This is a genomic window from Dankookia rubra (genome assembly GCF_004355005.1).
Taxonomy (GTDB): domain Bacteria; phylum Pseudomonadota; class Alphaproteobacteria; order Acetobacterales; family Acetobacteraceae; genus Paracraurococcus; species Paracraurococcus ruber_A.
Map to the genome: position 1 here is coordinate 48,769 of NZ_SMSJ01000017.1, position 12,310 is coordinate 61,078.

Below are 12,310 nucleotides of genomic sequence, written 5' to 3' on the forward strand. Positions count from 1 at the left end.
CAGACCCGCCGGCCGCATCAGGCCGTTCCCTTGATGGCGGCAATCGCCTGCGCGTAATCCGGCGCGCCGAAGACCGCGGTGCCGGCGACCAGCACGTCGGCTCCGGCCTCGATGCAGCGCGGCGCGGTCCTGGCGGTCACGCCCCCATCGACCTGCAGCGCGATCTCCTGCCCGCCCTGGGCGGCATGCGCGTCGATCATCCGCCGCAGGACGGCGATCTTGCCGAGCTGGCCTTCGAGGAAGGACTGCCCACCGAAGCCCGGATTGACCGACATGACCAGGATCAGGTCGCAGAGCTCGAGCACGTTCTCGATCGAGGCCACCGGCGTCGCCGGGTTCAGCACCACGCCGGACTTCTTTCCCAGGGACCGGATGGTCTGCAGCGTGCGGTGCAGGTGCGGCCCGGCTTCGGGATGCACGCTGATCAGGTCGGCGCCGGCCTCGGCGAAGGCCTGCAGGTAGGGGTCGGCCGGGGCGATCATCAGGTGGACGTCGAAGGGGATCGTGGCGTGCCTGCGCAGCGCCTTCACGATCACCGGGCCGAAGCTGATGTTCGGCACGAAATGCCCGTCCATGATGTCGAGATGCAGCCAATCGGCGCCGGCGGCGGCGACGGCGCGTGTCTCCTCACCCAGCCGGGAGAAATCGGCGGCGAGCAGCGACGGGGCGACTCGGACAGGACGTGTCGGCATCATGCAAGGTTCTAGCGGCCGGGCCGGAAGCGGGGCAAGGCGGCGCGGGCCGGCAATGACGCGGCGGTGATGCCGGAAGCGTGAGGTCAGAAGAACGAAGGATGCACCGCGCGGATGCGGTCGAGCTCGGCGAAGGTATGCGAGAGGTGCAGCCGCAGCTCCCGCTCCGCCGCCTCCGGCGCGCGGGCGATGATCGCCTCGGCCACCGCCCCGTGCTCGGCGATGATCCGCTCGGCCTTGCCAGGGGCCGGCAGGTGCATCCGCCGGAGCCGGTCGAGATGGCCGCTGCGGCTGCGGATCAGCTCGCGCAGGCCGGGCACGCCGGCCGCCGCGTGGAGCAGGCTGTGGAAGGCCTCGTCCGCCGTCGCCAGCCCCTCCTGGTCGCCCTGGGCATGCAGCTCGGCCATGCGGGCGATCTCGCCGCGCAGCCCCGCCGCCAGGGCCGGGGTCGGGGCCGCCGCCAGGCGGCGGACGATCTCCACCTCGATTGAGAGGCGGAGGAAGCTCGCCTCCCGCGCGCTGGCCAGGTCGATCCGCGCCACCCGCGTCGCCGAATGCGGGACGACGTCGATCAGTCCTTCCTCCTGCAGCCGGATCAGCGCTTCCCGCACCGGGGTCTGGCTGACTCCGAGCCGGGCCGCGAGCTCGGCGCGGGACAGGATGGTGCCGGGCGGCAAGGCCAGGGTGATGACCGCCTGCCGCAGCTGGCCATAGGCGATCTCGGCGGCCGACCGGCGCGGCCCGAGCGGCGCCAGGGCGGCGAGGCCGGCAGGATCGGCAGGGTCGAGAACGGAATCGGGCGGCGGCATGGGCCCCATCGGTAACAGGCGGGGTGGGGCTAAGCCAATATCTTGGCAAGCCTCCCGCATCTGATATATGGGATCGCAGAACCAAACAGCGCCGCCCGCCGGCGGCAGGAGGAAACCAGGAATGTCCCGCGTGACGCGTCGCTTCGCCGCTGCCGCCCTGCTGTCCCTCGCCGCGCTGCCCGCCATGGCCCAGGCGCCCTGGCCGAACCAGCCGATCCGGCTGATCGTCCCCTTCTCGGCCGGCGTCTCCGACACCATCGCCCGGCTCGTCAGCACGGAGATGAGCAAGTCGATCGGCCAGCCGATCGTGGTCGAGAACCGCGCCGGCGCCGGCGGCAATATCGGCTCGGAGGCCTGCGCGCGGGCGACGCCGGACGGCCACACCTTCTGCCTCGGCACGATCAGCAGCCACGCCATCAACCCGGCGATCTACCCGAAGATGCCCTACGACGTGGCGCGCGACTTCGCCCCGGTGACGCAACTGGCCTCGCAGCCGAATGCGCTGGCGGTGTCGAACGACTTCCCGGCGAAGGACATCCCCGGCCTGGTGGCCTTCCTCAAGAAGAAGCCGGGCGACACGCCCTTCGGCACCTCGGGCGTCGGCACCTCCACCCACCTGGCGGGCACACTCTTCATGCAGCTGACCGGCACGGTGATCGAGCACGTGCCCTATCGCGGCAGCGGCCAGATCACCACGGCGATGCTGACCGGCGAGCTGCCGATGACCTTCGACAACCTGTCCTCGGTCCTGCCCTTCGCCCGCGACGGCAAGCTGCGCATCCTCGGCGTCGGCAGCCTGCAGCGCAGCCCGGCGGCGCCCGAGATCCCGGCCGTGGCGGACAGCGTCCCGGGCTTCGAGAGCCTGTCCTGGCACGGCTTCTTCGCCCCGGCCAAGGTGCCGCCGGCGATCGTCGCCCGGCTGCACGACGAAGCCGTGGCGGCGCTGAAGTCGCCGATGGTGGCGCAGCGCTTCCAGGAGCTCGGCATCACCCCCGTGGGCAATACCCAGGCGGAGTTCGGCGCCTTCGTCGCGGCCGAGAGCGCCCGCTGGGGCGAGGTCGCCCGCCGCGCCCATATCCGCCTGGACTGAGCCCATGGCCGCGAAGCCCCGCATCCTGGTGGCGCGCCGCGTGCCGGATGCCGTCGCCGCCCGCGCCGCCCGCGACTTCGACACGTTGCTGGCCGGGCATGACATGAACACCGCCGAAGCGGTCGCCGCGGCGCGGGAGCATGGCGCGCAGGGCATCCTGACCGGGCCGAAGGTCAGGCTCGGCGCCGCCGAGCTGCCGGGGCTGCCGCCGGGACTGCGGATCATCGCCAATCCTTCCGCCGGCACCGACCACATGGATGTCGCCGCGGCGGTGGCGCATGGGCTGGTGGTGACCAATACGCCCGACGTGCTGACCGACTGCACGGCCGACCTGGCGATGCTGCTGATCCTCGGCGCCTGCCGCCGCGCCTCCGAATACGACCGGATCATGCGGGCGGGCTGGACCGAGCGCTACGGCATGCCGGACCTGCTGGGCCTGCGCCCGAGCGGACGGACGCTCGGGATCGTCGGCATGGGCCGGATCGGCCGCGCCGTGGCGCAGCGTGCCCGCGGCTTCGACATGCGCGTGCTCTACCACAACCGCACGCGGCTGCCGCCGGCGCTGGAAGCGGGAGCGGAATATGCCGGCAGCCTCGGGGCGCTGCTGCCGCGCTGCGACATCGTCTCGCTGCACCTGCCCGGCGCCGCCGGCGCCGAGGGCATGATGGACCGCGCCGCTTTTGCCCGCATGAAGCCGGGAGCCATCTTCGTCAACACCGCCCGCGGCAGCCTGGTGGAGGAGGATGCGCTGGTCGAGGCGCTTCAATCCGGGCACCTCTTCGCCGCCGGCCTCGACGTCTACCGGAAGGAGCCCGGCGGCGACCCGCGTCTGGCGGCGCTGCCCAACGTCTTCCTCACCCCGCATGTCGCCAGCGCCACCGTCGAGACGCGGAACGCGATGGGCATGCTGGCCCTTGACAACATCGCCGCGGTGCTGGCCGGAAGGCCGGCGCTCACCCCCGTCACGCTGTAATCACAAGAGGGATCGTCCATGACCCAGATGCCGCCCCGCAAGCAGGCCGCGGACCTGCGCTCCGCCCGCTGGTTCGGCCCGGCCGACCTGCGCAGCTTCGGCCATCGCAGCCGCGCCATGCAGATGGGCTATTCGCCGGAGGAATGGACCGGCAAGCCGGTCATCGCCATCGTCAATACCTGGTCCGACCTGAACCCCTGCCACACCCACCTGCGCCAGCGGGCCGAGGATGTGAAGCGCGGCATCCTGATGGCCGGCGGCTTCCCGGTCGAGCTGCCGGCGATCTCGGTCAGCGAGAGCTTCGTCAAGCCGACCACGATGATGTACCGCAACATGCTGGCGATGGAGACGGAGGAGCTGCTGCGCTCCCACCCCGTCGACGGCGCGGTGCTGATGGGCGGCTGCGACAAGACGACGCCGGGCCTGCTGCTCGGCGCGACCAGCATGAACATCCCGGCGATCTTCGTGCCCGCCGGGCCGATGCTGCGCGGCAATTGGGGCGGCAAGACGCTGGGCTCCGGCTCGGATAGCTGGAAGTACTGGGACGAGCTGCGCGCGGGCAAGATCACGCAGCAGGACTGGCTGGGTGTGGAAGCCGGCATCGCCCGCAGCCACGGCACCTGCATGACCATGGGCACCGCCAGCACGATGACGGCGATCGCCGAGGCCGTGGGCATGGTGCTGCCCGGCGGCTCCTCGGTCCCCGCCGCCGATGCCGGGCATATCCGGCTCTGCTCGGAAAGCGGCCGCCGGATCGTCGAGATGGTGTGGGAGGACCTGACGCCGCAGCGGATCCAGACCCGCCCGGCCTTCGAGAATGCCATCGCCGTCGCCATGGCGATGGGCTGCTCGACCAACGCCATCATCCACCTGATCGCCATGGCGCGCCGCGCCGGGCAGGATATCGGGCTCGAGGATTTCGAGCGCTACAGCCGCCGCGTCCCCGTCATCGGCAACGTCCGCCCGTCGGGCGACAAGTACCTGATGGAGGACTTCTTCTACGCCGGCGGCATCCGCGCACTGATGGGCAACATCACCGAGCACCTGCATCTCGATTGCGTCACCGTCACCGGCAAGACGCTCGGCGAGAACATCGAGGGCGCCCGCGTCTACAACGACGACGTCATCCGCAGCACGGCGAACCCGATCTACGGCGAGGGGTCGCTGGCGGTGCTGAAGGGCAACCTGGCGCCCGGTGGCTGCGTCATCAAGCCGGCGGCGATGGACCAGAAATTCCTGAAGCACAGCGGCCCGGCCGTGGTCTTCGATGACTATCCCTCGATGAAGAAGGCGGTGGACGACGAGAGCTACGACTTCACCCCGGACAGCGTGCTGGTGCTGCGCAACGCGGGGCCGCAGGGCGGCCCGGGCATGCCGGAATGGGGCATGCTGCCAATGCCGAAGAAGCTGCTGAAGATGGGCCTGCGCGACATGCTGCGGCTCTCGGATGCGCGGATGTCCGGCACCTCCTACGGCGCCTGCGTGCTGCACGTGGCGCCCGAGAGCTACATCGGCGGGCCGCTGGCCCTGCTGCGGACCGGCGACATCGTCACCCTCGATGTCGATGCGCGCTCGATCCGCATGGAGGTCCAGGACGAGGAGCTGGCCCGCCGTCGCGCCGAATGGGTGCCGCCGCCGCCGCGCTTCGAGCGCGGCTATGGCTGGGCCTTCACCAAGCATATTGAGCAGGCCGACCAGGGCTGCGACTTCGACTTCCTGCGCACCGATTTCGGCGCGCCCGTCCCCGAGCCGGTGATCTACTGACATGACCCTTTCCGCCGAAACCCGCGCCAAGCTGATCCGGGTCAGCACCGCCACCCTTGCCACCGCGCTCTACAAGCGCGGCCTGCGCGGCCAGATGATCCAGGGCGCCCTGCCCCTGCACAGGCCGACCGAGAGCATGGTCGGCGAGGCCTACACGGTCCGCTACATCCCGGCGCGGGAGGACCTGAACACCCTCGCCGTCTTCCGTGACCCCGCGCATCCGCAGCGCGTGGCGGTCGAGGAATGCCCGGCCGGCGCCGTGCTGGTCTTCGACAGCCGCAAGGACGCCCGCGCGGCGTCCGCCGGCGCGATCCTTGTCGGGCGCCTCAAGATGCGCGGCGTCGCCGGCGTGGTGACCGATGGCGGCTTCCGCGACAGCGCGGAGATCGCCGCCCTCGGCATCCCCGCCTTCCACACGCGCCCCTCGGCGCCCACCAACCTGACGCTGAACCAGGCGATCGGCATCAACGAGCCGATCGCCTGCGGCGACGCGCCGGTCTTCCCGGGCGACGTGCTGGTCGGCGATTGCGACGGCGTCATCGTCATCCCCGCCGCACTCGCCGACGAGATCGCGGCGGAAGCGACCGAGATGACGGCCTACGAGGATTTCGTCGCGGAGAAAGTGGCCGAGGGCCGCAGCATCCGCGGCCTCTATCCGGCCACCGACGAGCGCAATCTGGTCGAGTTCGCCGAATGGCGGAAAGCCAAGGGCCGCTGAGGCAAGGCCGCCGGGAGGAAGCAACCATGCACCGTCGCACCCTGCTGGGGGCCAGCGGCCTCCTCGCCATGCCTGCGCTCCGCGCGCGGGCACAGGCGGATTGGCCGGACAAGCCCGTCACCATCATCGTGCCCTTTGCCGCAGGATCGTCGTCCGACATCATCGGCCGGTCGATCGCGCAATACCTGCAGCAAACGACGGGCAAGCCCTTCGTCGTCGAGAACCGGCCGGGCGCGACGGGCGAGGTCGGCGCGCGGCAGGTGATCCGCTCGGCGCCCGACGGCGCGACGCTGATGCATGCGCCGATCAGCACCTGGGCGATCAACGTCGCGCTGCGGCCGAACCTCGGCTACGACCCGGTGGCGCAGCTGACCCGCATCACCCAAACCGTACGGACGCCGAACATCCTGGTTGTCAACCCGCAGGCGGTGCCGGTGGATGACCTGCCCGGGCTGGTCGCCTGGCTGAAGAAGAATGCCAGGACCGCGGCCTATCCGAGCAGCGGCGTCGGCTCCTCCGACCACCTGACCGGCGAGATGTTCAAGCTGGCGACCGGCACGGACATGGCCCATGTGCCCTATTCCGGCGGCGGTCCGGCGATGACCAGCCTTATCGCCGGCACCACGCAGGTCTCCTTCCAGAACCTCGGCGCGGTCATCCCACATATCCGCGACGGGCGGCTGAAGGCGATCCTGACCACTGCCGAGGCGCGCAGCCCGGTGCTGCCGGACGTCCCGACCGCGACCGAGGCCGGGCTGAAGGAGTTCGTGGTCTATTCCTGGCAGGGCTTCGGCGGTCCGCCCGGCATGGCACCGGCGCTGCTGCAGCGCGTCCATGCCGCGGCGGTCGAGGCGCTGCGCAGCCCGCAGGTGGCGCCGCGGCTGACCGATCTCGGCTTCGACATCGTCGCCAACAGCCCGGCCGAATTCGCCGCCTTCCAGCAGAAGGAGATCGCCCGCTGGACCCAGGTGGTGAAGGCCGGGAACATCACCCCGGATTAAGGTCGGTGGCCGGCTTCGCGCCGGCCATCGCGGCTCAGCTGAAGCCGGCGGTCTTCGACCCGTTCAGGATCACCCGGCTCCCCAGCACCCGGCGCAGCGCCCGCGACAGCACGCGCCGCTCGATGGCGCGGCTGTTGCGCACAAGGTCGTCCGGGCTGGCGCGGTGGGTGACGCGCTCGACGTCCTGGTCGGTGATCGGCCCCTCATCAAGTGCTGCGGCGACGTCGCGCGCCGTCGCGCCGATCAGTTTCACCCCACGCGCATGCGCCTGGTGATAGGTCTTCGCCCTCTTGAAGCCCGGCAGGAAGAAGTGGTGGATGCTGATGCACCGCCCCGCCAGCCCGTCCGACAGCACCTGCATGTAGCGCGCCAGGACGGCGATTTTGGTCCGCGTTTCCCGCACCGGTGCCCAGACCGCCGCCTCCTGATCCATCCTCATGGTGCGGGTGACCGGCAGGCGGTGGAAGCGAGTGACGTTGCGGTCGAGATGCGCGAGGCCTCGCGCGGGTGGTTGGACACGATCTCGACCAGCACCATCGGCAGCTCGCCGATTCGCCAGCGGCGGAGGATATCGTCCATACGGTGGTCGAACTTCGACCCCAGCACCGTCTCCACCGATTGCCCAGCGTCCAATCCATCCGGAAGCGTTCGGCGATCGGCGGCAGTTCGGCTTGCAGCGCCGCTTCGTCGGCCGGATGGTCGAACAGGATGCGGGCGAAGAAGCGCCGCGGCTTCGGGTCGTCGTATTGCTGCGCTCGGCGATGTTCGCTCCCGCCTCGAACAGGAAGGTCGAGACCGCGGCGACGATGCCCGGCCGGTTCGAGCAGGAGAACGTCAGGACATGCTGGATCGCCGGGATGGTTAGGCGCTCAGGCCGCCGGCGGCTCGGGCTCGCGCAGGTAGGGCTCGACCGGCCCCTGCAGCTTCATCGTGATAGGCTTGCCACGGCGGTCCACAGACTTGCCGACGGACAGCCGCACCCAGCCCTCGCTGACGCAGTATTCCTCGACATTGGTCTTCTCGACGCCCTTGAAGCGGATGCCCACGCCGCGGGCCAGCAACTCCTCGTTGTAAAAGGGGCTGGCCGGATCGGTGGACAGGCGGTCTGGCAGGGTATCGGTCATGGGACAACTCACTGGGCGGACGGGCGAAGGCAAGCGTCCTAGCCATCCCGCGGCGGAAAGTCATCCCCAGCCGTCAACCTGGGCTCGCCCGTGGCGTTATGGCCGCGAACCGGATCGGCACTTGCTGCCGCACAGGATCCGGTCCCCCCACCGGAGACGCCCTGCATGGCCACCGACCCCGATACCGACGCCTTGAAGCCTGCCCGGATCGCCGATGCCGAGATCCAGCGCGGCCAAGGCGGTGAGACCCACCAACTGGCCGGCGGCGACGTGCCGGTCCTGACCACGCAGCAGGGCATCCCCGTCGCCGACGACCAAAACTCCCTGCGCACCGGACCGCGCGGCCCGACCTTGCTTGAGGATTTCCACTTCCGCGAGAAGATCTTCCATTTCGACCACGAGCGCATCCCGGAGCGCGTGGTGCATGCCCGCGGCTACGGCGCGCACGGTTTCTTCGAAGCCTATGAGTCGCTCTCCGACATCACCCATGCCGACCTGTTCCAGCGCAAGGGCGAAAGGACGCCGGCCTTCGTCCGCTTCTCCACCGTCGCCGGCAACAAGGGCTCTGCCGACCTCGCGCGCGACGTGCGCGGCTTCGCGGTGAAGCTCTATACGAAGGAAGGCAACTGGGACCTCGTCGGCAACAACATCCCGGTCTTCTTCATCCAGGATGCAATCAAGTTCCCCGACCTGATCCACGCGGCGAAGCAGGAACCCGATCGCGGCTTTCCCCAGGCACAGACCGCGCACGACAACTTCTGGGACTTCGTCTCGCTGACGCCGGAATCGACCCACATGCTGCTGTGGATCATGTCGGACCGGACGATCCCCCGCTCGCTTCGCTTCATGGAAGGCTTCGGCGTCCACACCTTCCGGCTGGTCAATGCCGAGGGCAAGTCGACCTTCGTCAAGTTCCACTGGAAGCCGAAGCAGGGCATGCAGTCCGTCGTGTGGAACGAGGCGGTGAAGATCAACGGCGCCGATCCCGACTTCCATCGCCGCGACCTGTGGAATGCGATCCTGGCCGGCGACTATCCGGAATGGGAGCTGGGCCTTCAGCTCTTCGACGAGGATTTCGCCGACAGGTTCGACTTCGACGTGCTGGACGCGACGAAGATCATCCCGGAGGAGCTGGTGCCGGTCCGCCGCGTCGGCCGTCTGGTGCTGGACCGCGTCGTCGACAATTTCTTCGCCGAGACCGAGCAGGTCGCTTTCTGCACCCAGAACATCGTCCCCGGCATCGACTTCAGCAACGACCCGCTGCTGCAGGGGCGCAACTTCTCCTACCTCGATACGCAGTTGAAACGGCTGGGCAGCCCGAATTTCACCCACCTGCCGATCAATGCGCCGAAGACCCATGTCGCGCATTTCCAGCAGGACGGCCACATGGCCATGCGCAATCCGGGCGGTCGCGCGAACTACGAGCCGAATTCCTGGGGGTCGAAGATCGGCGGCCCGCGCGAATCGCGCGAGCGCGGCTTCCGCAGCTATCCCGCAGCCGACAGTGGCGAGAAGCGCCGCATCCGCGCCGAGCTCTTCGCCGACCACTACAGCCAGGCGCGGCAGTTCTACCTGAGCCAGACCGAGGTGGAGCAGACCCACATCAAGAACGCCTTTGTCTTCGAGCTGAGCAAGGTGGAGACCACGGCCATCCGCGCCCGCGTCGTCTCCCACCTGCTGAACGTGGACGAGGCGCTGGCGAGGAAGGTCGCCGACGGCCTCGGGCTCGAGGCGATGCCGCAGGCGGCGCCGCCGGCGCGCGAGCTGGTCGAGACCCAGCCATCCCCGGCGCTCAGCATCCTGAAGAACGGGCCGAAGGACATGAAGGGCCGCAAGCTCGGCGTGCTGGTGACCGACGGCACGGATGCGGCGCTGCTGGGAGCGCTGCAGGCCGCGGTGAAGGCGGAAGGCGTCATGATGGAACTGATCGCGCCGAAGGTCGGCGGCGTGAAGACCAGCGACGGCAAGACGATCGAGGCGCAGCAGAAGGTCAATGGCGGCCCCTCGGTGCTCTACGACGCCGTGGTGGTGCTGGCCTCGGCGGATGGCGCCAAGCTGCTGTCGATGGAAGCGACGGCGAAGGACTTCGTCAACGACGCCTATGCCCACGCCAAGTTCATCGGCTATGCCGAGACGGCGAAGCCGCTGTTCCAGAAGGCCGGGCTGACGGAGATGGACGAGGGCTTCGTGGCGCTGAACGACGCCAAGGACATCCCTGCCTTCCTGCAGGCCTGCCGTGCGGTGCGCCATTGGCCGCGCGAGGCGAAGGTCCACGCCGTCTAGCCCTGGCGAAGCCTTCCCGGCCGCGCGACACTGGCCGGGGAGGCGACATCGATGGCCCATGGCGGAATTCCGTTGTCCGGCTGGCTCCGCTGCCTGTCCGGCATCGTGCGGCGCGAAGCGCTGCGCTTCGTCCACCAGCGCGGCCGCTTCTTCTCCGCGCTGGTGCGGCCGCTGGTCTGGCTGGCGATCTTTGCCGCCGGCTTCCGCTTCGTGCTCGGCGTCTCGATCAGCCCCCCCTACCAGACCTACGTGCTGTACGAGGTCTACATCGTTCCCGGCCTGGCCGGCATGGTGCTGCTGTTCCAGGGCATGCAGTCGAGCCTGTCGATGGTCTATGACCGCGAGGTCGGCAGCATGCGCGTGCTGCTGACCAGCCCGCTGCCGCGCTGGTGGCTGCTGTTCTGCAAGCTGCTCGCCGCGGTGCTGGTCGGCATCGCGCAGGTCTATGTCTTCCTGCTGGTGGCACGGTTCTGGGAGGTGGAGCCGCCGCTGATCGGCTACCTCACCGTGCTGCCCGCGCTGATCCTTTCGGGGATGATGCTCGGCGCGCTCGGGCTGCTGCTGTCCTCCTGGATCAAGCAGCTGGAGAATTTCGCGGGGGTGATGAATTTCGTCATCTTCCCGATGTTCTTCGCCTCCTCCGCGCTCTACCCGCTCTGGCGGGTGCAGGAAGCCAGCCTGCCGCTTTGGTATGTTTGCCAAGCCAACCCCTTCACCCAGGCGGTCGAGCTGATCCGCTTCGCGCTCTATGGCCAGTTCGACCCGGTCTCCTGCGCTGCGGTAACCGTGGCGCTGCTGGTCTTCGGCGGTGCGGCGGTGCTGGGCTACGACCCGCAGCGCGGGATGCTGGCGCGGCGCGCGGCGGGCTGAGCCCATCGCGCGAATTCGAAGCGCGGCCCGGTTGGTCGTTGCCGGTCCGCGGACGCAGCATGATCCCCGGAGGTCGCCGGCAAGGGCGTCCCGCAGGGAGGGCAAGGGTGCATGGCCCAGCCGCGGATTCGCCGGCCGCTTGCCGCCGGGCTGCTCGGCTCGGTCGCGCTGCATGGCGCGGCGGGTGCGATGGTGGCCGCGACACTCGCCTGGCGCGTGCTGCCCGCGCCAACCGGGGCGGAGCCGGCGCTGCAGGTGGTGTGGCTGCCCCTGACGGAGGTCGCGCCGGAGATCGCCGCGCCGGCGGCCTCGGTGCCGGGCGCCGCCACCACCGAGGCCGCCCCGCTCGGCCCTGCCATGGCCGAGGGCATCGAGCCGGAGGACGCGCTGGCGACGCAGGTCCATGCGCTGCCACCGGCGGTCGTGCCGCCGGCACCGGCCAGCCTGCCGCCGCTGCCGATGCCCGAGATGGACATCGCCGAGCTCCCGGCCGATCCGACCGCGCTCTTCGCCGCCCCGCCGCCCCAGCAGATGGCCAGTCTCTCGGTGCTCCAGCCGAGGCCAGAGGCGGCGCTGCCGCTGCCGCCCCCGCTCCCGCCAAGGGCACGCGCCGCCATGCCGGCACCATCACCGGCACCAGCGCAGCCCGCCGCCCTTGCCGCGCCGACGCTGCCGCCACCGGCACCGCCCGCCGCGATCCCGGTCGTCACCGGCGCGCCACGCTTCCGCCGCCCGCCCGCGCCGCCCGCCTATCCGGACCGCATGCGCGAGGCCGGCATCGAGGGCATCGCGCTGCTGCGGCTGCGCGTCGCCGCCGATGGCACGACGCAGGAGATCCGCCTGCTGCGCTCCGCCGGCCACCGGACGCTCGATGACGCCGCGCAAGCCGCCGCCCGCCGCTGGGAGATCGCGCCGGCGCTGCGCAACGGCATCGCCATCGAGGCCTGGGTGGATGTGCCGGTGCGCTTCCGCCTGGATGAATAGGG

Annotated in this window: 13 protein-coding genes; 8 read left to right on the forward strand and 5 right to left on the reverse strand. The window is 70.1% G+C overall.

The features are described 5' to 3' along the window. Positions 1-17 precede the first annotated feature (17 nt). Positions 18-695, reverse strand: a complete 678-nt coding sequence (gene rpe, locus E2C06_RS14840) for a ribulose-phosphate 3-epimerase (RefSeq protein WP_456305182.1) — start codon at positions 693-695, stop codon at positions 18-20. Between the two features lie 83 nt (positions 696-778). Next, complete coding sequence (locus E2C06_RS14845; protein WP_133289391.1) at positions 779-1,501, reverse strand: GntR family transcriptional regulator; 723 nt, start codon at positions 1,499-1,501, stop codon at positions 779-781. 121 nt (positions 1,502-1,622) lie between these two features. On the opposite strand from E2C06_RS14845, the gene E2C06_RS14850 reads away from it, so the two are divergent. From E2C06_RS14850 to E2C06_RS14870, 5 genes are read left to right on the forward strand one after another with little or no spacing between them, the layout of a single operon-like run. Continuing rightward, positions 1,623-2,591 carry a Bug family tripartite tricarboxylate transporter substrate binding protein gene (locus tag E2C06_RS14850; protein ID WP_133289392.1) on the forward strand — a complete coding sequence of 323 codons (969 nt, stop codon included), beginning with the start codon at positions 1,623-1,625 and terminating at the stop codon, positions 2,589-2,591. Between the two features lie 4 nt (positions 2,592-2,595). Then, entirely contained in the window at positions 2,596-3,564 is a 969-nt protein-coding gene (locus tag E2C06_RS14855) for a 2-hydroxyacid dehydrogenase (protein ID WP_133289393.1), read from the forward strand. 18 nt (positions 3,565-3,582) lie between these two features. Beyond that, positions 3,583-5,328: an L-arabinonate dehydratase gene (gene araD, locus E2C06_RS14860; RefSeq protein WP_206664547.1), complete on the forward strand. Its 1,746-nt coding sequence runs from the start codon at positions 3,583-3,585 to the stop codon at positions 5,326-5,328. A 1-nt stretch (position 5,329) separates the two neighbouring features. Further along, on the forward strand, positions 5,330-6,046 hold the full coding sequence (locus E2C06_RS14865; protein ID WP_133289394.1) for a ribonuclease activity regulator RraA: 717 nt from the start codon (positions 5,330-5,332) through the stop codon (positions 6,044-6,046). 26 nt (positions 6,047-6,072) lie between these two features. Continuing rightward, positions 6,073-7,047, forward strand: coding sequence for a Bug family tripartite tricarboxylate transporter substrate binding protein (locus E2C06_RS14870; RefSeq protein ID WP_133289395.1), 975 nt, complete (start codon positions 6,073-6,075; stop codon positions 7,045-7,047). Positions 7,048-7,081: 34 nt separating this feature from the next. Here the strand turns inward: E2C06_RS14870 and E2C06_RS41060 are convergent, their stop codons facing one another. The 3 genes from E2C06_RS41060 to E2C06_RS14880 all read right to left on the reverse strand — a co-directional run bounded on the left by E2C06_RS41060 (position 7,082) and on the right by E2C06_RS14880 (position 8,171). Beyond that, entirely contained in the window at positions 7,082-7,486 is a 405-nt protein-coding gene (locus tag E2C06_RS41060) for a formyltransferase family protein (protein WP_370451437.1), read from the reverse strand. After that, positions 7,483-7,680, reverse strand: coding sequence for a hypothetical protein (locus E2C06_RS41065; protein WP_370451438.1), 198 nt, complete (start codon positions 7,678-7,680; stop codon positions 7,483-7,485). Before E2C06_RS41065 ends, E2C06_RS41060 begins: the two co-directional genes overlap by 4 nt. A 236-nt stretch (positions 7,681-7,916) precedes the next feature. Further along, a complete protein-coding gene (locus E2C06_RS14880; protein WP_133289396.1) occupies positions 7,917-8,171 on the reverse strand; it encodes a DUF3297 family protein in 255 nt (84 codons plus the stop codon). Between the two features lie 165 nt (positions 8,172-8,336). On the opposite strand from E2C06_RS14880, the gene katE reads away from it, so the two are divergent. The 3 genes from katE (at position 8,337) to E2C06_RS14895 (ending at position 12,308) form a co-directional block, all read left to right on the forward strand. Then, on the forward strand, positions 8,337-10,454 hold the full coding sequence (katE, locus tag E2C06_RS14885) for a catalase (protein ID WP_133289397.1): 2,118 nt from the start codon (positions 8,337-8,339) through the stop codon (positions 10,452-10,454). A 51-nt stretch (positions 10,455-10,505) separates the two neighbouring features. Next, the gene (locus E2C06_RS14890) at positions 10,506-11,324 is read left to right on the forward strand and encodes an ABC transporter permease (protein ID WP_133289398.1); all 819 of its coding nucleotides are present in this window, start codon (positions 10,506-10,508) and stop codon (positions 11,322-11,324) included. Between the two features lie 111 nt (positions 11,325-11,435). Further along, positions 11,436-12,308 carry an energy transducer TonB gene (locus E2C06_RS14895; protein ID WP_133289399.1) on the forward strand — a complete coding sequence of 291 codons (873 nt, stop codon included), beginning with the start codon at positions 11,436-11,438 and terminating at the stop codon, positions 12,306-12,308. The last annotated feature ends 2 nt before the right edge of the window (positions 12,309-12,310 follow it).

What these genes read in the sequence shown, in the direction of transcription:
- rpe (WP_456305182.1), bottom strand. Translation starts at nt 695, where the DNA reads ATGATGCCGACACGTCCTGTCCGAGTCGCCCCGTCGCTGCTCGCCGCC.
- E2C06_RS14845 (WP_133289391.1), bottom strand. Translation starts at nt 1,501, where the DNA reads ATGCCGCCGCCCGATTCCGTTCTCGACCCTGCCGATCCTGCCGGCCTC.
- E2C06_RS14850 (WP_133289392.1), top strand. Translation starts at nt 1,623, where the DNA reads ATGTCCCGCGTGACGCGTCGCTTCGCCGCTGCCGCCCTGCTGTCCCTC.
- E2C06_RS14855 (WP_133289393.1), top strand. Translation starts at nt 2,596, where the DNA reads ATGGCCGCGAAGCCCCGCATCCTGGTGGCGCGCCGCGTGCCGGATGCC.
- araD (WP_206664547.1), top strand. Translation starts at nt 3,583, where the DNA reads ATGACCCAGATGCCGCCCCGCAAGCAGGCCGCGGACCTGCGCTCCGCC.
- E2C06_RS14865 (WP_133289394.1), top strand. Translation starts at nt 5,330, where the DNA reads ATGACCCTTTCCGCCGAAACCCGCGCCAAGCTGATCCGGGTCAGCACC.
- E2C06_RS14870 (WP_133289395.1), top strand. Translation starts at nt 6,073, where the DNA reads ATGCACCGTCGCACCCTGCTGGGGGCCAGCGGCCTCCTCGCCATGCCT.
- E2C06_RS41060 (WP_370451437.1), bottom strand. Translation starts at nt 7,486, where the DNA reads ATGAGGATGGATCAGGAGGCGGCGGTCTGGGCACCGGTGCGGGAAACG.
- E2C06_RS14880 (WP_133289396.1), bottom strand. Translation starts at nt 8,171, where the DNA reads ATGACCGATACCCTGCCAGACCGCCTGTCCACCGATCCGGCCAGCCCC.
- katE (WP_133289397.1), top strand. Translation starts at nt 8,337, where the DNA reads ATGGCCACCGACCCCGATACCGACGCCTTGAAGCCTGCCCGGATCGCC.
- E2C06_RS14890 (WP_133289398.1), top strand. Translation starts at nt 10,506, where the DNA reads ATGGCCCATGGCGGAATTCCGTTGTCCGGCTGGCTCCGCTGCCTGTCC.
- E2C06_RS14895 (WP_133289399.1), top strand. Translation starts at nt 11,436, where the DNA reads ATGGCCCAGCCGCGGATTCGCCGGCCGCTTGCCGCCGGGCTGCTCGGC.